17 protein-coding genes are annotated in these 16,929 nt (G+C 71.4%); 12 read left to right on the top strand and 5 right to left on the bottom strand.

Annotation, left to right across the window (positions count from 1 at the left end):
- Nucleotides 1–40: 40 nt before the first annotated feature.
- Nucleotides 41–1,072 carry a LacI family DNA-binding transcriptional regulator gene (locus tag AB0N03_RS16275; protein ID WP_364371473.1) on the top strand — a complete coding sequence of 344 codons (1,032 nt, stop codon included), beginning with the start codon at nucleotides 41–43 and terminating at the stop codon, nucleotides 1,070–1,072.
- A gap of 1 nt (nucleotide 1,073) precedes the next feature.
- On the opposite strand, the gene AB0N03_RS16270 is transcribed toward AB0N03_RS16275, so the two are convergent.
- Entirely contained in the window at nucleotides 1,074–2,945 is a 1,872-nt protein-coding gene (locus AB0N03_RS16270) for a ricin-type beta-trefoil lectin domain protein (RefSeq protein ID WP_364371471.1), read from the bottom strand.
- Nucleotides 2,946–3,217: 272 nt separating this feature from the next.
- On the opposite strand from AB0N03_RS16270, the gene AB0N03_RS16265 reads away from it, so the two are divergent.
- Nucleotides 3,218–4,447, top strand: coding sequence for a DUF222 domain-containing protein (locus AB0N03_RS16265; protein ID WP_364371468.1), 1,230 nt, complete (start codon nucleotides 3,218–3,220; stop codon nucleotides 4,445–4,447).
- 112 nt (nucleotides 4,448–4,559) lie between these two features.
- Here the strand turns inward: AB0N03_RS16265 and AB0N03_RS16260 are convergent, their stop codons facing one another.
- From AB0N03_RS16260 to AB0N03_RS16250, 3 genes are read right to left on the bottom strand one after another with little or no spacing between them, the layout of a single operon-like run.
- Complete coding sequence (locus AB0N03_RS16260) at nucleotides 4,560–5,018, bottom strand: dihydrofolate reductase (protein ID WP_364371465.1); 459 nt, start codon at nucleotides 5,016–5,018, stop codon at nucleotides 4,560–4,562.
- A complete protein-coding gene (locus AB0N03_RS16255) occupies nucleotides 5,015–5,812 on the bottom strand; it encodes a thymidylate synthase (protein ID WP_364371462.1) in 798 nt (265 codons plus the stop codon). The genes AB0N03_RS16260 and AB0N03_RS16255 overlap by 4 nt, the downstream gene beginning before the upstream one ends.
- A gap of 10 nt (nucleotides 5,813–5,822) precedes the next feature.
- Nucleotides 5,823–6,419 carry a TetR/AcrR family transcriptional regulator gene (locus AB0N03_RS16250; RefSeq protein WP_364371459.1) on the bottom strand — a complete coding sequence of 199 codons (597 nt, stop codon included), beginning with the start codon at nucleotides 6,417–6,419 and terminating at the stop codon, nucleotides 5,823–5,825.
- Nucleotides 6,420–6,474: 55 nt separating this feature from the next.
- Between AB0N03_RS16250 and AB0N03_RS16245 the strand changes: the two genes are divergently transcribed.
- The 10 genes from AB0N03_RS16245 (at nucleotide 6,475) to AB0N03_RS16200 (ending at nucleotide 15,350) form a co-directional block, all read left to right on the top strand.
- Nucleotides 6,475–7,146 (top strand): class II aldolase/adducin family protein, encoded by a 672-nt coding sequence (locus tag AB0N03_RS16245; RefSeq protein WP_364371457.1) that lies wholly within the window; start codon nucleotides 6,475–6,477, stop codon nucleotides 7,144–7,146.
- Nucleotides 7,143–8,084 carry a carbohydrate kinase family protein gene (locus AB0N03_RS16240; protein WP_364371454.1) on the top strand — a complete coding sequence of 314 codons (942 nt, stop codon included), beginning with the start codon at nucleotides 7,143–7,145 and terminating at the stop codon, nucleotides 8,082–8,084. The genes AB0N03_RS16245 and AB0N03_RS16240 overlap by 4 nt, the downstream gene beginning before the upstream one ends.
- Nucleotides 8,085–8,169: 85 nt before the next feature.
- On the top strand, nucleotides 8,170–9,177 hold the full coding sequence (locus AB0N03_RS16235) for an Lrp/AsnC family transcriptional regulator (RefSeq protein ID WP_364371451.1): 1,008 nt from the start codon (nucleotides 8,170–8,172) through the stop codon (nucleotides 9,175–9,177).
- Nucleotides 9,174–10,061 carry a polysaccharide deacetylase gene (locus AB0N03_RS16230; protein ID WP_364371448.1) on the top strand — a complete coding sequence of 296 codons (888 nt, stop codon included), beginning with the start codon at nucleotides 9,174–9,176 and terminating at the stop codon, nucleotides 10,059–10,061. Before AB0N03_RS16235 ends, AB0N03_RS16230 begins: the two co-directional genes overlap by 4 nt.
- The gene (locus AB0N03_RS16225; protein WP_364371446.1) at nucleotides 10,058–11,341 is read left to right on the top strand and encodes an MFS transporter; all 1,284 of its coding nucleotides are present in this window, start codon (nucleotides 10,058–10,060) and stop codon (nucleotides 11,339–11,341) included. The genes AB0N03_RS16230 and AB0N03_RS16225 overlap by 4 nt, the downstream gene beginning before the upstream one ends.
- Entirely contained in the window at nucleotides 11,341–12,120 is a 780-nt protein-coding gene (locus AB0N03_RS16220) for an SDR family oxidoreductase (protein ID WP_364371443.1), read from the top strand. The genes AB0N03_RS16225 and AB0N03_RS16220 overlap by 1 nt, the downstream gene beginning before the upstream one ends.
- A complete protein-coding gene (locus tag AB0N03_RS16215; protein ID WP_364371440.1) occupies nucleotides 12,113–13,099 on the top strand; it encodes a 2-dehydropantoate 2-reductase N-terminal domain-containing protein in 987 nt (328 codons plus the stop codon). The genes AB0N03_RS16220 and AB0N03_RS16215 overlap by 8 nt, the downstream gene beginning before the upstream one ends.
- Nucleotides 13,096–14,253, top strand: a complete 1,158-nt coding sequence (locus tag AB0N03_RS16210; protein ID WP_364371437.1) for a M20 family metallopeptidase — start codon at nucleotides 13,096–13,098, stop codon at nucleotides 14,251–14,253. Before AB0N03_RS16215 ends, AB0N03_RS16210 begins: the two co-directional genes overlap by 4 nt.
- Before the next feature lie 60 nt (nucleotides 14,254–14,313).
- On the top strand, nucleotides 14,314–14,811 hold the full coding sequence (locus AB0N03_RS16205) for a helix-turn-helix domain-containing protein (RefSeq protein WP_364371435.1): 498 nt from the start codon (nucleotides 14,314–14,316) through the stop codon (nucleotides 14,809–14,811).
- A gap of 2 nt (nucleotides 14,812–14,813) precedes the next feature.
- Nucleotides 14,814–15,350, top strand: coding sequence for a pyridoxamine 5'-phosphate oxidase family protein (locus AB0N03_RS16200; protein WP_364371432.1), 537 nt, complete (start codon nucleotides 14,814–14,816; stop codon nucleotides 15,348–15,350).
- Nucleotides 15,351–15,455: 105 nt separating this feature from the next.
- Here the strand turns inward: AB0N03_RS16200 and AB0N03_RS16195 are convergent, their stop codons facing one another.
- Nucleotides 15,456–16,916: an FAD-dependent oxidoreductase gene (locus AB0N03_RS16195; RefSeq protein WP_364371429.1), complete on the bottom strand. Its 1,461-nt coding sequence runs from the start codon at nucleotides 16,914–16,916 to the stop codon at nucleotides 15,456–15,458.
- Between the last annotated feature and the right edge of the window lie 13 nt (nucleotides 16,917–16,929).

The raw sequence follows: 16,929 nt of genomic DNA, 5'->3' as shown, positions 1-16,929 counted from the left end.
GCTGGTGGTCGTCGGTCGAGGCCGGAGGTACTGTGCCACCATGCCCCCGAGGAAACTTTCGGAAACTCCCGGAAACGTCGGCAAGCCGGCCACGATCAGCGAGGTCGCGCTGCTGGCCGGCGTCGCGGTCGGCACGGCGTCGAAAGCGCTCAACGGCCGCGGGTCGCTGCGCCCGGAGACCCGGCAGCGCGTACTGTCCGCCGCCGACCAGCTGGGCTTCCAGCCCAACCGGGCGGCCGTCACCCTCAACTCGGGCCGCACCTACACCGTCGGCATGATCACCACCGACACGATCGGCCGGTTCAGCATCCCGCTGATGATGGGCGCGGAGGACGCGCTGGGCGCCGGCGAGATGTCGGTCTTCCTCTGCGACGCCCGCGACGACCCGATCCGCGAGCAGTACTACCTGCGCACGCTGCTCTCGCGCCGCGTCGACGGCATCATCGTCACCGGCCGCCGGACCCAGGCGCGGCCGCCGATCGGCGCGGCCCTGCCCATCCCGGTGGTGTACGCGTTCATCAGCTCGGCCGACCCGCACGACTGCTCCGTCGTGCCGGACGAGGCGGGTGGGGCGCGCAAGGCCGTCGAGCACCTCCTGGCCACCGGACGGCGCCGCGTCGCCCACGTCACCGGCCCCGAGCACCACCATTCGGCGACCGTGCGCGCGACCGCGGCCGTCGAGCGGCTCGCCTCGGACGGCCTGGATCTCGTCGGCGCGCCGATGTTCGGCGAGTGGAGCGAGGCGTGGGGCCGGCAGGCGGTGCGGATGCTGCTCGGCGCGGGTTCTCCGTTCGACGCGGTGTTCTGCGGCAGCGACCAGATCGCCCGCGGGGTCGCCGACGCCCTGCAGGCGGCCGGCCGCCGCGTCCCCGACGACGTCGCGCTGGTCGGCTTCGACAACTGGGACGTCATGGCGCTGGCCTGCCAGCCGCCGCTGACGAGCGTCGACATGGAACTGGAGGCGCTCGGCCGGACCGCCGCCGACCTGCTGCTGGCGGCGATCAACGGCTCACCTTCTCCCGGCCCGCACACGCGGCCGTGCCGGCTGGTGATCCGCGACTCGACCGCGTAGGTCACCGCCGGGTCCACTGCTGGTCGGCCCCGCCGCCGCAGGCCCAGAGGATGATCTTCGTGGCGTTCGTGGTGCCGGCACCGCTCGCGTCCAGGCACCGCCCGGAGAGTGCGTTGGTGATGGTGCCGTTCGCGTTGAGCGTCCACTGCTGGTTGCGCTGGCCGTTGCAGTCCCAGATGACCACCGCGGTGCCGTTGGTGGTCCCGTTGTCGTACGCGTCGAGGCATTTGGTGCCGTTGACGACGAGCTGGCCGCGCGCCGGCGTCCACGTCTGGTTGGGTCCCGCGGCGCAGTCCCAGAGCTGGGTCTGGACGCCGTTGGTGATGCTGTTGTCGTCGACGTCGAGGCACCGGTTCGACTGCATGCCGACCACCTGGATGCCGTTGCTTCCCGGCAGGGGCAGGATCGCGACGTCCGTGAGCTGCGGTGACGCCCCCGAGAACGTCAGGGAGTTCGTCCCTTTGCCCAGGGAGACCACGGCCGAGACGGTCTTGGCCGCTCCCCCGGTCGCCGGGAACTTCAGGACGGTCGGCTGCTGGCCGTTCACCGCGACGGTCGGGGTCTGCGTGGTCGTGGCGCTGTAGGTGAAGGTCGCGACGGCCAGACCTGTTGCGGCGGCGGCGATCGTCGTGCCGTGCGTGGATGCGGCGTCGGTGCCCTGCACGGTCAGCAGCACCGAGTCGTTGGCCGGGACGCTCACGCTGTAGCCGTTGGCGTAGGTGCCTTTGTCGCCGGCGGCCCAGAGGTTCCGCACCTTCGCTGACGCCGTCGTCAGGCCGAGGTCGGCCCAGCGCGCGGTCATCGTCGCCGCCGAAGACGTCCGGTTGAGCAGCAAGACTGCCCGCCTGCCTGATCCGCTCAGGACTTTGCCGTAGACCTGGAGACCGGCGGCGTCCTCGGCGACCTTCACCCCTTGAAGACCGCGGGAGTCCTGGTCGACGGCGATGACTTCCCGGTTCTTCAGGATGGTCGCCGTCTCCGCGGTCATCGTCGCGAGGTTGTTGCCCGCGAGCAGCGGCGCGCCGGAGACCGCCCACATGCCCATTTCGGTCCGGCCCTGCGCGGCGGTCAGCCCGGGCATGCCGACGGTGAGCATGTCGGGGTCGTTGACGTACCCGGTGTGCTGCGAGACGGGGTGCTGCGCCTGGTCGAAGTTGGTCAGCGCCTGCGGGAGCGTCGCCGTCTGGCCGTAGTAGATGATGTCCGTGCTGGTGCGCCACATCGGGGCCGTGCCGGCGCCCCAGTTCCACGGGTTCTTCTTGCCCCAGTCGCAGATCGACAGGACGAGCGTGCGCCCGGTCTGCGCGGTCGCGGCGCGGTTGGCGTCGCTGATCGCCCGGTAGGTGCTCGCCGGGTCGAGGCCTTCGGCGTCGCCGCCGCACCAGTCGACCTTGACGAAGTCGAAGCCCCAGCGCTGGAACTGCAGCATGTCCTGCAGGTAGTGGCCCTCGCTGCCGGAGCCGGGCGCCGCGGGGCGGCCGGTCGGGAAGTAGTAGCCGCAGCCGTCGCGCCCGGCGTCGGTGTAGATGCCGGCCTTCAGGCCCTTGCCGTGCAGGTAGTCCGCGATCGCCTTCATCCCGCCGGGCCATTCGGTCTCGTCGACGGTGATGTTTCCGGCGTCGTCGCGGGTTCCCTGCCACCAGCCTTCGTCGATGTTGACGTAGCTGTAGCCGGCGTCCTTCAGGCCGGCCGACACCAGCGCGTCGGCCTGCGCTTTGATGACGTTGTAGTCGATCTTGGCGGCGAAGGAGTTCCAGGAGGCCCAGCCCATCACGGGAGGCGGGACGGGGGTTTCCGCGGCGTTCGCGGTCCCGGTACCCAGGAGCGTTCCGGTGAGCAGCAGGAGCACGGACATCGCTTGGCGCAGCTTCATGGCATCGCTCCGACTTCGTCGTCGGGAATGTTAGCGTTAACATTCCGGGGTACGGATGAATTGTTGACCTCCGGGGGTTTCTCGTCAAGGGTCGGTCGGTGCTGGGTTCTCAAGATGCGGCTTCGCCGGGGCGTGGGAAATCGGCGCTTGCTGTCCTTGCTTGTTGCTCAGTGCGAGAGCGCCGATTCCCCACGCAACGGTGCCCCTGGCGGGCTGCCGCTTCCACCTGATCGAGTGATGAACATGCGTTCGTGGACCGGTAATCTTGGTGTGTGGACAGACAAGCGGTGTTGCAAGCGGATGCGGTGGCCTTGGCCGACCGCATCTCCGCGCTGCTCACTGTTGTGCGGTCTGCCGAGGCCGAAATCGGTGCGCTGCTCGTGGAAATCGAGTCGCGCGGGGTGATGGAACTCTTCGGATACCGTTCTGTGGCGCGGTTGTTCGAGCATCTGGCCGATGTTCCCAAGGCTGCCGCTGAGTCTGTGGTGAAGCGGGCTCGGGCTCTTACGCCCGGCCACAACCTCGACGGCACACCTGTTTCCGCTGTCGCTCCCGCCACCGGCGCTGCCGCGTCGGACGGCCGGTTGAGCACGCCGATGATCGACACCATCATCGGCGCCCTGACCCAGATCCCGCCCGAGCACCGCGACGACGCCGAACAGCACCTGCTCACGTTCGCCGAAGACGCCGGGCACAAGCAAGTCGCCGCGTTGGGTGCCCGGATCCTGGCCCACCTCGACCCCGATGGCGCCGAGCCCGACACCACCGAACCTGCTACTCCTTCTCGCGAGCTGTCGTTGCGTCGCAAGAGAACCGGGATATGGGAACTTCAGGGTCGCTTCGACGACGAAACCGGCACCCGGGCCAGCGCCCTGCTCGACTCGTTGGCCGAACGCCGCACCAGCGACGAGGGCCCCGACTTGCGCTCCCCGCAGGAACGCTACGGCGACGCCTTCTCCGACGCGATCGACCTGGCGTTGAACTCCTCGGACTTGCCGATGCAGGCCGGCGAACGAGCCCACGTGATGGTCGCCGTGTCGCTGGAAGACTTGAAGTCGGGCGTCGGGCGGGCCATCCTCGGCGACACAGGCACGATGTCGGCGGCCGAAGCCCGGATCCACGCGTGTGATTGCATGCTCATCCCCACGGTGCTGGGCGGCAAGAGCGAACCCCTCGACCTCGGACGCCAACGCCGCCTGGTCCCACCCGGAATCCGCCGCGCGTTGTATCTGCGCGACCGCGGTTGCGCCTTCCCTGGCTGTCATCGTCCACCCCGGCACTGTCAAGGTCACCACGTCCGGCATTGGGCTGACGGCGGCCCCACCGAGCTGGGCAACATGGTGCTGATGTGCGCGCATCACCACCGGCTCCTGCACCGCTCGGGTTGGCAGGTCCGCATCGCCGCCGACGGCCTCCCCGAATTCCTGCCACCAGTGTTCCTGGACAAGCGCCGAAAACCCAGGCGCAACAACCTACATCAGCCGCTGCCGTTCGCGGCTTAGTCGAGTATGGGATGGGCCCGTAGCCACCGGCTACGGGCCTACACCCACGCCCTAAGGAGTTTCCGGGTCGGGCGCCCCACACCGGCACGGCCGCCGCGGTCCCGAACCCGGCTCAACCCCAGCTCAAGAAGCGGTAGTGCAGCCCGGTCGACGACTCCTGCCACTCCTCCACAGAGTCCGGCACCCGACCCACATCCGGCGCCCGCGTGTCGCCCTCGAAGGTCTCCTGGATCTCCGTCACCACAATCCGGTCCGCGAACGGCAGCGCCGCCCGGTACACCGCCGCGCCGCCGATCACCCAGCCGTCTCCGGACACCGTGGCCAGCGCCGGCGCCAGATCCGGGAACGTCTCCACGCCCTCCTGCGGTGTGCGCGACAGCACGAGGTTGCGCCGGCCCGGCAACGGCCGGAATCGCGGCGGCAGCGACTCCCACGTGCGGCGTCCCATGAGGACGGTCGCGCCCGCGGTCAGCGTTCGGAAGTGTTTCAAGTCCTCCGGCAGGTGCCACGGTAGCGTGCCGTCGCGGCCGATGATGCCGTTCGCCGACTGGGCCCAGACCAGCCCGATCACACCGCCACCGGGGCCTTGATACCCGGGTGCGGGTCGTAGCCGTCGAGCGCGATGTGCTCGTACGTGTAGTCGAACAGGCTGTCCGCCGGCTTCAAGCCCAACGTCGGGAACGGCCGCGCGTCGCGGGCGAGCTGCTTGCGGACCTGCTCTTCGTGGTTGTCGTAGATGTGGCAGTCGCCGCCCGTCCACACGAAGTCGCCGACACCGAGCCCCACCTGCGCGGCGATCATGTGCGTCAGCAGCGCGTAGCTCGCGATGTTGAACGGCACGCCGAGGAACAGGTCCGCGCTGCGCTGGTACAGCTGGCACGACAGCTCGCCGTCGGCGACGTAGAACTGGAAGAACGCGTGGCACGGCGGCAGCGCCATCCGCGGGATGTCGGCGACGTTCCACGCCGACACGATGATCCGCCGCGAGTCCGGGTTCTCGCGCAGCGTGCGCAGCACCTCGGCGATCTGGTCGACGTGCCCGCCGTCCGGGGTCGGCCACGACCGCCACTGGACGCCGTAGACCGGGCCGAGATCACCGTCCGGCGCGGCCCACTCGTCCCAGATCGTGACGCCGTTCTCCTGGAGCCACTCGACGTTCCCGTCGCCGCGCAGGAACCACAGCAGCTCGTACGCGACCGAGCGGAAGTGGACCTTCTTGGTCGTGACCAGCGGAAACCCGTCGGCCAGGCGGTAGCGCAGCTGGTGCCCGAAGATCGACCGCGTGCCCGTGCCGGTGCGGTCCGCCTTGCGGGCTCCCGTGTCGAGGACGTGGCGGAGGAGGTCTTCGTACTGCGTGTCGGGCATGCCCGGGAGCCTAGACGAGCCGCTCCAAGTAGGCCCGAAGCATCACCTTGAGGTGGGCGAGGAGTCCGGCGGCCCCTTCGGGGTCGGCGCGGAACGCCTCCTGGATGACGGCGTCGGCCGCGAGGAACGCGGTGCGGCACGCCGTCGCGGCCTCTTCGTCGTCGCGGAGCACGCCCTGCGCGACGAGCACGCGGTGCACACCAGTGGCCATCACGCGCTTGTGGGCGATGTCGGCCTCCCGCGTCGCCTCGGTGAGCCCTCGACCCAGCCACAGGGCACGGAAGCCGGGCTCGGCGCGGTAGAGCGCCGCGAACGCGTCGACGAGCAGGCCGACCGGGTCGTCCCAGGTCTCCTTCGCGGCTTGGTCGGCGAAGGACGTCATGAGCTCTTCGAGCCGGGCGAGGTAGGCCTCGGCCAGGGCTTCGGTGATGGCGTCGCGGTCCGGCAGGTACTGGTAGAGCGTGCCGACCGAGACGCCGGCCGCGGCCGCGACCCGGGTCGTCGTCAGAGCCTCGACGCCCTCCTCGGCGAGCAGCCGGTCGGCGGCCTCGAGCACCCGGGCCAGCTTCTCCCGCGCCCGGGCCTGCCGCGGTACTCGCCGCACCATGCACCGCTCCAAACCTGAACGTGACTTTGTTTCGCATTTATCCTAGCCTCGGGCCATGGCAGTGGGAAGTTCCGTACTCGACGACGCGCGGCGAGCGGTCGCCCGCGCCAGCAACGGCCTCGCCGGCGAGGGCCTGCTGATCGGCACGGCCGGCAACGTCAGCGTCCGGGCCGGCCACCACGTGGCGGTGACCGCGACGGGGATCGTGCTGGGCGCGGCCACGCCGGACGACGTGACCGTCGTCGACCTCGACGGCACGGTCGTCGCCGGCGAGCTGGCGCCGACGTCGGAGCTGGAGCTGCACCTGAGCATCTACCGCCGCTACGACGCCGGAGCGGTCGTCCACACGCACTCGCCGCAGGCCACGGCGGTGTCACTGGTGCTCGACGAGCTGCCCTGCGTGCACTACCAGCAGCTCGCACTGGGCGGCTCGGTCCGGGTCGCGCCGTTCGCCGTGTTCGGGTCCGCGGAGCTCGCCGCGGGCACGCTCGCGGCGCTCGACGGCAAGACGGCCGCGCTGCTGGCCAACCACGGCGCGATCGCGCACGGCCCGACGCTGGACGCGGCGATGGACAACGCGCTGCTGCTGGAGTGGGCGTGCGGCCTGTACGTCCGCGCGGCGGCGCTCGGCGCGCCGCGCGCGCTGGACGATCTGCAGCAGGAAGCCGTCGTGACCGCGGCCGTGCGGAGTGGGTACGGCCGGCCCCGGCGAATCGAGGAGCGGTGACGCAAACCGTCGTGACGCTGGGGGCGCACGTGTTCGACGTGCAGGTCCGGCCGGTCGAGGCCATCCCGGAAGGCCAGGGCGCGGCGCTGGTGGAGCAGATCCGGTTCGGCCCGGCGGGCACGGCCGCGGGCACGGCGGTGACGTTGGCGAAGCTCGGCGCCCACGTCCGGACGGCGGGCGCGGTCGGCGACGACCCCATCGGCGACCTGCTGTTGACGATGCTCGCGCGCTACGGCGTCGACACGTCGCTGGTGCTGCGACGCACGGGCGTGCAGACCTCGGCGTCGGTGCTCCCGATCCGCGCGGACGGCAGCCGGCCCGCGTTTCACGTGCCGGGCGCGAACCTGGGATACGCGCCGTCGGAGGCTCCCCACGCGGAGATTTCTCGCGCGACTCACCTGCACCTGGGCGGGCCGGAGCTGATGGGCGGCGCCGCGGCGGCTTCGATTCTGGCGTCGGCCCGGGCGGCCGGTGTCGTGACGTCGGCGGACCTGCTGGCGCCGGGTGATCCGGGGGTGCTGACGTGGATCGCGCCGGCTTTGTCCTCCTTGGACTACCTGCTGCCGAACGAGGAGCAGGTGCTGGGGCTGACGGGCGCGGCCACGGTGGAGGACGCCGCCCGGTCCTTGGTCGATCAGGGTGCCGGTTGCGTGGCGGTCACGCGGGGTGCACGCGGGGCGCTGGTGGTGACGGCGGAGTCGACGCTCGCGGTACCGGCGTTCGAGGTCCCGGTGATCGACACGACGGGCTGCGGCGACGCGTTCTCGGCCGGGTTCCTGCGGGGCGTGGGTCTGGGCCGGTCGCTACGGGAAGCGGCGGTGCTCGGCTGCGCGGCGGCAGGGCTGGTGGCCCGGGGGCTCGGCAGCGATCACGGCGAGTTCGACCTGGCGGCGGCCGACGCCTTCGCGGCCGCTACGCCGGTGCTCGCGACTCACTGATCCAACCGTTCACAACGAGCCGCTTTGCGGTTTTCCTGCATCGCGACCCTTGACTTGACGTTTTCCTGCACGCAAGATGCCTCTTGTGCAGAACGAAGGCAAAGCGACCGAACTGGACCGCCGCATAGTCGCCGCCCTCCAGCTCAACGGCCGGGCGTCCTGGGGTGCCATCGCCCGCCACGTCGGCGCCAGCGAGTCCACCGTTCTCCGGCGGGCCGAAAAGCTCACCGAGAGCGGCCGGCTGAGGGTCATCGGCGTCGTCGACGTGCTCCGGTGCGGACTCGGCGTGCCCGTCATCGCCCGGCTCAAGTGCCGCCCCGGCACCGCCGCCACCGTCACCGACGCCCTCGCCGCCCGGCCCGACGTCCGGTACGCCACCGTGCTCGCCGGGAGCGCCGACTGCTCCGCCGAGTTCGTCCTCCCGTCCTACGCCGACATCGCGAGCCTGCAGGACAACGGCCTGCCCGCCGCCGACGCCGTGCGGGATGCCGAGACCTTCGCCGTCATGCGGACCTTCACCTCCAACCACGACTGGGACTCCGGCGAGCTCAGTGCCGAGGCCGCGAAAGAGCTGCGCGGCGGCGACGTCCGGCCGTTCGAAGAACAGCACTGGGAACGCCCGCCCGAGCAGCTCGACGAACTCGACCTCGCGATCTGCGCCGCCCTCGGCGAGGACGGCCGGCTGCCGTTCAAGGAAGTGTCCAAACAGGTCGGCACCAGCGAGTCCACTGTGGCCCGCCGCGTCGATTCGCTGGTGCGCCGGGGTTGCCTGCGGTTCCGGACGCTCGCCGAACCCGCCATGTTCGGCTACGCGCTGGAGTTCATGCTCTGGCTCTCCGTCGTCCCCGGCGAACTCGACCGCGCGGGACAGCAGCTCGCCGCGCACCCCGGCACGAAGTACCTGAGCGCCACCACCGGCCGCTTCAACCTCGTCGGCCAGATCGTGCTGCGCCACTACGGGGAGCTCTACCGCCACACCACCGACGTCGTCGGCGCACTGCCCGGGCTCCGGGAGGCCGACGTGACCCTGCAGGTTTCGACGCTCAAGCGCGCGTGGGCCCCGACGCCCGCCGCCAGCTTGGAGGACGCATGACCGAACAACCGTGGCAGTGGGACGAACAGACGTGGCGCGGGCACGTCGAACACGTCCGCGCCGGACGCTCTCTGCGCCCGGCGTCGTGGCCCGGCGGCGCGAAGGTCGCCGTGGCCCTGTCCTTCGACTCCGACCACGAGACGCCCGCCCTGCGCGACGGCGACGTCCTGCCCGGCAAGATGGCGCAGGGCGAGTACGGCGCCCGCGTCGGCGTGCCGCGCATCCTGAACCTCCTGAAACGGCACAACGCGCCCGCGTCCTTCTTCATGCCCGCCGTGTCGGCCCTCCTGCACGACGGTGAAGTGAAGTCCTATGTGGACGCGGGACACGAAGTCGCGCTGCACGGCTGGATCCACGAACGCAACACCGCGCTCACCGAGACCGAGGAGCGCGACCTCGCCTTCCGCGCCGCCGACGTCCTGGAACGCCTCGCGGGCACCCGGCCGGTCGGCATCCGGACGCCGTCCTGGGACTTTTCCGCGCACACCCTCGCCATCACGCGCGAACTGGGCCTCCAGTACGACTCGTCGCTCATGGCCGACGACGACTGCTACGAGCTGATCGAGCACGGCGAACCCACCGGCGTCGTCGAGCTGCCGGTGGAGTGGATCCGGGACGACGCGCCGTACTTCATGATGGACCGGTTCGCTTCGCTGCGGCCCTACACCCCGCCGCGCGGCGTGCTGTCGATCTGGCGCGACGAGTTCGACGCCGCCCTCGCCGACGGCGGGATCTTCCAGCTCACCATGCACCCGCACATCATCGGCCACCGCTCGCGGATGGCGATCCTGGCCGAGCTCCTCGACCACATCTCCGGCCACGACGGCGTCTGGTTCGCCACGCACGCGCAGATCGTCGACCACGTTCTCCGGGAGCAGTCATGACCACTGTGGACACCGTCGTCTCGCACCGGCTGACGGCGCAGCAACGCAAAGCGATCGTCGCCGGCGCCGTCGGCAACACCGTCGAATGGGTCGACTGGGCCGTGTACGCCACGTTCGCCCCGGTCTTCGCCGGCCAGTTCTTCGCCGGCGGCAACGAAACCACCGCACTGCTGTCCACTTTGGCCGTGTTCGCCGTCGGGTTCGTCATGCGGCCGATCGGCGGCGCGGTGCTCGGCGCGTACGCCGACCGGAAGGGACGCAAGAAGGGCCTCACGCTCACCATCTCGCTGATGGCCGCGGCCTCGATCGTCATCGCGCTGTGCCCGGCGTACGCGCAGATCGGCGTGCTGGCCCCGATCGTGCTGCTGCTGGCCCGGCTCGTGCAGGGCTTCTCAGCGGGTGGCGAGTTCGGTTCGTCGTCGGCGTTCCTCATCGAGTCGGCCGCGCCGGGACGCCGCGCGTTCGCCGGTTCCTGGCAGCAGGTTTCGGTCGGCCTCGGCTCGCTCCTGGCCGCGCTGATGGGCACGATCCTCAACTCGACGCTGTCCGACGCCGACCTGCGCGGCTGGGGCTGGCGGCTCGCGTTCGGCCTCGCCGGGCTGCTCGGCCTGGTCGGGCTGTGGTTGCGGGTCTCGGTGCACGAAACCGAAGCCTTCACCAAGATCGCCGCGAAGCCGCGACGCAACCCGGTGGTCGCGATGCTGCGCGACCACCCGAAAGCCGCGCTGCGCGTGGCCGGCGTGACCATCGCCGGCACGCTGATCTACTACGTGTGGGTCTCCTACATGCCGGCCTACGCCCACCTGGCCACCGGCATCCCCCTCAAGACGGCGCTGCTGGCCAACACTCTCGCCATGGTCGTGTTCATCGCGCTGCTGCCTTTCGGCGGCCTGCTGTCCGATCGGCTCGGGCGCAAACCGACGATGACGATGTTCGCCGGCGGGTTCGTCGTGTTCGCGTGGCCCGCGTTCCACTTCCTGGGCAACAGCTTCTGGAGCGTGTTCGTCATCGAGCTGATCGGGCTGGTCCTGATCGTCGGCTATTCGGCGAACTGCGCGGTGATCATGGCCGAGCAGTTCCCGCCGGAGGTCCGCACCACCGGCATCGGCCTGCCGTACGCGCTCGCCGTGGCGATCTTCGGCGGGACCGCGCCGTACGTCACGACGTGGCTGAACGCGAACCACCTCGGCGACCTCGTGTGGGTCTACGTCGCGGCCGCCGCGCTCATCGGCGTCGCGGTCTACCTCACCATGCCCGAGACGAAGGGGAAGGAGCTCTAGTGCGGACCGTGCTCGTCACCGGGGCCGGCGGCGGCATCGGCGCCGCGATCGCGGCCCGGTTCGCCGCCGCGGGCGACCGCCTCGTCCTGTCCGATCTCCGCGCGGCCGAACTGTCCACAGTGGCCTCCGGACTGTCCACTGAAGTCGTCGAGCTGCCCGGGGACCTCGCCGACGCGGAGTACGCCGAAGGGCTCGTCGAGCGGGCCGGGCCGGTCGACGTCCTGGTCAACGCCGCCGGGATCTACCCCGCCACTCCCCTGCTCGACATGACCGCCGCGATCTGGGACCGCGTGCAGGACGTCAACGTCCGGGCCGCGCTGCTGACCACGGTCGCTTTCGGGCGCGCGCACGCGAAAGCCGGGACGGCCGGCGCCGTCGTCAACATCTCCTCCGGTGCCGCCACCCGGGCACGTCCCGGCGCCGCGCACTACGCGACGTCGAAGGCGGCACTGGAGATGGTCACCAAGGCCTGCGCGGTGGAACTGGGCCCGCACGGCATCCGCGTGAACGCCGTGAGCCCGGGTTTCGTCACCGTGGACAGCGACGCGAACCCGGTCACCGAGGCGTACGCGGCGGCGGTGTCGGTGAACCCGCTCGGCCGGCGCGGCGAGCCGCGCGAGATCGCCGACGCGGTGTTCTGGCTCGCCGGCCCCGAGGCCGGCTGGATCACCGGCGCCGTCCTGCGCGTCGACGGCGGTTCGACCGCGGGCGCGGCCGGGTTGCCGCTGCACTGGTCCGGTGGAACGACTGTTCAGCAAGGAAAGGAAGCGAATGTCTGACCGGCGCTCGTACACCGTGGTCGGCGGCGGCGCGATCGGCGGGACGCTCGCGTTCCACCTCGCGCGGGCCGGACACCCGGTGTCCATCGTGGACGCCGACCCGGCGCACGTGACCGCGATCCGCGACCGCGGCCTCACCCTGCGCCGCCCCGGCGGCGACGAGACCGTGGAACTGCCCGCCTTCCTCCCGGACGACGCCCCGCCGGTGTTCGGCCGGGTGCTGCTGGCCGTCAAGGCCCAGGCCACCGAGACCGTGCTGCCGTGGCTGACGCCGCGACTGGCGGAAGACGGTTTCGTCGTCTCACTGCAGAACGGGCTGAACGAAGGCCTGATCGCGGCGCACGTCGGTCCGGAAAGGACGGTCGGGGCGTTCGTGAACCTGTTCGCCGACGTCGTCGAGCCCGGCGTCGTGCGGGACGGCGGCCTCGGCGCGCTGGTCGTCGGCGAGCCGGACGGACGGATCACCGACCGGGTCGAGGAGGTCGTCGCGGACCTGCAGGCGTGGGGCCCGGCGAAGGCGACCGCCAACGTCGAGGGGTACCTGTGGGCGAAGCTCGGCTTCGGCGCGATGCTCACCACTACGGCGCTGGCCGACGCGCCGATGGCCGACCTGATCGACCGGCACCGCCCGCTCATGTACGCGCTGACGGCCGAGGTGTTCGCCGCGGCCGGCGATCGCACCCTGGAGGCGTTCGACCAGTTCGACCCGGCCGCCTACCTGCCGGGCGCGACCGGGCGAGAGGCCGCCACCGACCGCCTGGTCGCGTGGCTGCGGACCCAGCCGAAGGACCGCAGCGGCATCTGGCGCGACATCGCCGTCCGGCACCGCCCGATCGAGGTGCACCACCACTACGCGCCCGTGCTCGCGGCGGCGGACGTGCCCCTGCTGCGGGCGATGCTGACGCGGCTGCGAGACGTCGAGTCCGGCGCCGCCGCGATGTCCGAAGACCACCTGACCGAACTGGAGCGAGCGCTGTGATCCGCGAACTGCACGAGTGGGTGCGCACGCACCGCGACGACCTCCTGAACGACGTCGCCACCTACGTCGGCATCGAGACACCCAGTGACGACAAGTCCGCTTTGGACCGCGGACTGTCCTGGGTGGACAGCTGGCTGCGCGAGCGGCTGGGCTCCCCGGAGAACGTCCGGGACGTCGACGGCGGGCGGTACGGCGACATCAAGATCTACGACTTCCCCGGCGCCGGCGAGCCGGTGCTCCTGCTCTGCCACTACGACACCGTGTGGCCGCTGGGGACGCTCGAAGCCTGGCCGTTCACTGTGGATGGTGACCGAGCGACCGGACCGGGGATCTTCGACATGAAGTCGGGCTTGGTGCACGCGGTGTGGGCGCTGCGCGCGCTCGACGCGGCCGGGCTGCCGCGCCCGGCCGTGCGGCTGGTCCTCAACGGCGACGAGGAGATCGGCAGCCCGGCGTCGCGCCCGGTGATCGAGGAGGCCGCCGTGGGCACGTGCGCCACGCTGGTGTTCGAGGCGAGCGCCGACGGCGCGGTGAAGACCGCGCGCAAGGGCGTCGGCCTGTTCCGGGTGCACACGACGGGCGTCGAGGCGCACGCCGGGCTGGACCCGGCCAAGGGCGCGAGCGCGGTCGACGAGCTGGCGCGAGCGATCCTGGCGCTGCACGGACTGTCCGATCCGGACGCCGGCACCACGGTCAACGTCGGCGTGATCTCCGGCGGCACCCGGCAGAACGTGATCGCGGGCGCGGCGTCCGGCGAGATCGACGTCCGCGTGTCCAGCGCGGCCGAGGCGGCCCGGATCGACGCGGGCCTCGCGGCTTTGAGCGCGCACGACTCCCGCGCGACGGTCGAGGTGACCGGCGGCTGGAACCGGCCGGTGATGGAACGCTCGGACGCCATCGGCCGCCTGTCCGAGCTGGCCCGCGAGGAGGCGGCGGAACTGGGCATCACGCTGCGGGAATGCTCGGTCGGCGGCGCCAGCGACGGCAACTTCGTGGCGGCGCTGGGCCACCCGGTCCTGGACGGCTTCGGCGCGGTCGGCGACGGCGCGCACGCCCGCCACGAGCACATCAGCGTCGAGGGGATGCTGGAACGGACGGCGCTGGCAGCCGCCGTCCTGCACCGGCTGGCTCTGGGGTTTACCACCGGCGCCTGAGGGGTAATACTGCTCTCGTAATGCAAGCAGTCCTTGAGTGAGTGCAGTGCGGTGGGAGCAGTGCGGGAAGCGCGGTCGAGGTGTCCGATCAACCTGTCGCTCGAGATCTTCGGCGACCGGTGGACGCTGCTCGTCCTGCGTGACGTCGTCTTCGGCGGCGCCCGGCACTTCCGTGAGCTGCTCGGCGGTGAGGAGCGGATCTCGTCGAACGTGCTGGCCGATCGGCTGGCCGTGCTCGTCGAGTACGGGCTGCTCACGCGGGCCGGCGATCCGTCGCACAAGCAGAAGGTCACCTACAGCCTGACCGAGCGGGCGATCGACCTGGTTCCGGTGCTCGTACAGCTCAGCTCCTGGGGTGTGCGGCACCTCCCGGTGGCCGACGAGTACGCGGCCCGCGCCGAGGTGCTCACCGCCGGCGGTCCCCCGCTGTGGGAGGCCTTCATGGACGAACTGCGCGAAACCCACCTCGGCACCCGCCGCGGGGAGGCGCCGGACGGCTCGACGGTCGCCGAGCGTCTCGAGGCCGCGGCACCCTTCCGCGACCGACGAACGGAGTGACGATGGAAACCCGGCTCGACGAACGGTTCAGCGACCCCGGCACCTCGGCCACCGACTGGGCCGAGACGGTGAAAGCCCTGGAAGCGGCGCAGATCAGCTGGCTCACGACGGTGCGCGCCGACGGTCGGCCGCACGTGACCCCGCTGGTCGCGATCTGGCTCGACGGCGCCCTGCACTTCTCCACCGGCGAGACCGAGCAGAAGTACCTCAACCTGACCGCGAACCCGAACGTGGTGCTGACCACGGGCCGCGACTCGTGGGACGACGCCCTGGACGTGGTGGTCGAAGGCGTCGCCCGGCGCGTCACCGGCCGGGCCAAGCTGGAACGGCTCGCCGAAGCCTGGCTGGCCAAGTGGGACGGCAGCTGGGTTTACAAGGCGACCGAGGAGGGGTTCCGGCAGGGCGGGCACGACGCGGTGGTGTTCGCGGTCGAGCCGGCGAAGGTCCTGGTCTTCGGCCGCAAGCGCTCGAGGACCGACGAGTCGATGCTGTCCACGGTGGAGTTCACCCACACGAGCCACGCACCCACCGCCCACTGACCGGCCGGGTCGGCACGTCGCGAATGACTCATTCGCGGCGCCGGAGGTCCCGAATGAGTCATTCGCGACGTTTGGCGGAGGTCGACGACGTCATGAACGGGTCGTTCACCACGCCAGAGACCGGCCGAAGATGCGGGCGCGCCGCCGGGGGCGGAGCCGGCCGGCGATCGCGTCCTCCAGCAGCGCTCCCACCGTCTCGCGGGCGCACGCCTTGTTCGCGCCGATGCCGCCCGACGGGCCGCGCTTGATCCAGCCGGCCACGTAAGTACCCGCCTCGACGCGGCCGGCCGTGTTCGGGACCGTCCCGGTGGCCTGGTCGAACGGCAGGCCCGGCACCGGGACACCGCGGAACCCGGCCGCCCGCACGACGCGTCCGGCGGTGATCTCGACGTCGCCGGTCACGCGGACTCCCCGGACCTCCGTGTCGCCGGTGAAGGCGACCGGCGAAGAGTGGAACCGCAGCACGACCCGCCGACCGTCCGGAGGCGGTGACGACCAGTCGACCTCCTCGCGCGCGACCCCCTTCAGCAAAGCGGCCTGCTCCCCCGCCGCCGCACCGTCGATCTCCGCCGCGACGCGCGGATCGTGCGCGTCCACGACCAGGTGGCCGCGTGCGGCCAAAGCCAGCAGCTCCGGTCGCGTGTACGCCGCGTCCGCGGGACCGCGCCGGGCCAGCAGGACGACCTCGCGCACCTTGCTCGACCGCAGCCGGGCCAAGACCGCGGGGGCGATCGCGGTGCCGGCCAGCGTTTCGGGGTCGGCCGTGAGGATGCGCGCGATGTCGAGGGCGACGTTGCCGGTGCCCACCACGACCACCCGCTCGGCCGAGAGGTCGACGGCGTCCGGCCGGACGTCGGGGTGGCCGTTGTACCAGTTCACCACCGTGGCCGCGGGCAGACTGCCCGGCAGGTCCTCGCCCGGGACGCCGAGCCGGCGCGCCTCGGTGGCGCCGACCGCGTAGATCACCGCGTCGTGCCGCGCGGCCAGCTCGGGGCCGGCCTCCACGCCGAGCCGCAGCCGCAGCCGGGGGTGGTCGTGGAACCGCGCGAACGTCTCGCCGATCTTCTTCGTCGACGGGTGGTCGGGCGCGACGCCGTAGCGGATCAGGCCGCCGGCCGTCTCGAGCCGGTCGATCAACGTGACCCGGGAATTGGTGTGCAGCAACAGGTCTTCGACGGCGTACATGCCCGCCGGGCCGGTGCCGACGACCGCGACGTCCAAGGCCGCGAAGTCGCTCGGCAGGACGCGGCCGAACTCCGGCGGGGACCAGCGGTGGAAGTTCGGGGCGGCGGTGGCCTCGGCGAGGACGTCCCGGCCCGCGTAGTACTCCGCGTTGATCTGCTCGTAGACCTTCAGCGGCCCGGTCAGGTCGCCGGCCGGGGAGATCGCGTCGACCGGGCAGGCGTCGGCGCACGCGCCGCAGTCGATGCAGGTCGCCGGGTCGACGTAGAGCATGTCGGTCGTCCCGAAGTCCGCCTCGCCCGGCGTCGGGTGGATGCAGTTGACCGGGCAGACCGTCACGCAGGACGCGTCGGCGCAGCAGGTCTGGGTGATCGCGAACGCCACGTTGTTCGATCCT

This window comes from Amycolatopsis sp. NPDC051061 (assembly GCF_040682935.1).
GTDB lineage: Bacteria > Actinomycetota > Actinomycetes > Mycobacteriales > Pseudonocardiaceae > Amycolatopsis.
This window is presented reverse-complemented; position numbering and strand designations above follow the sequence as displayed.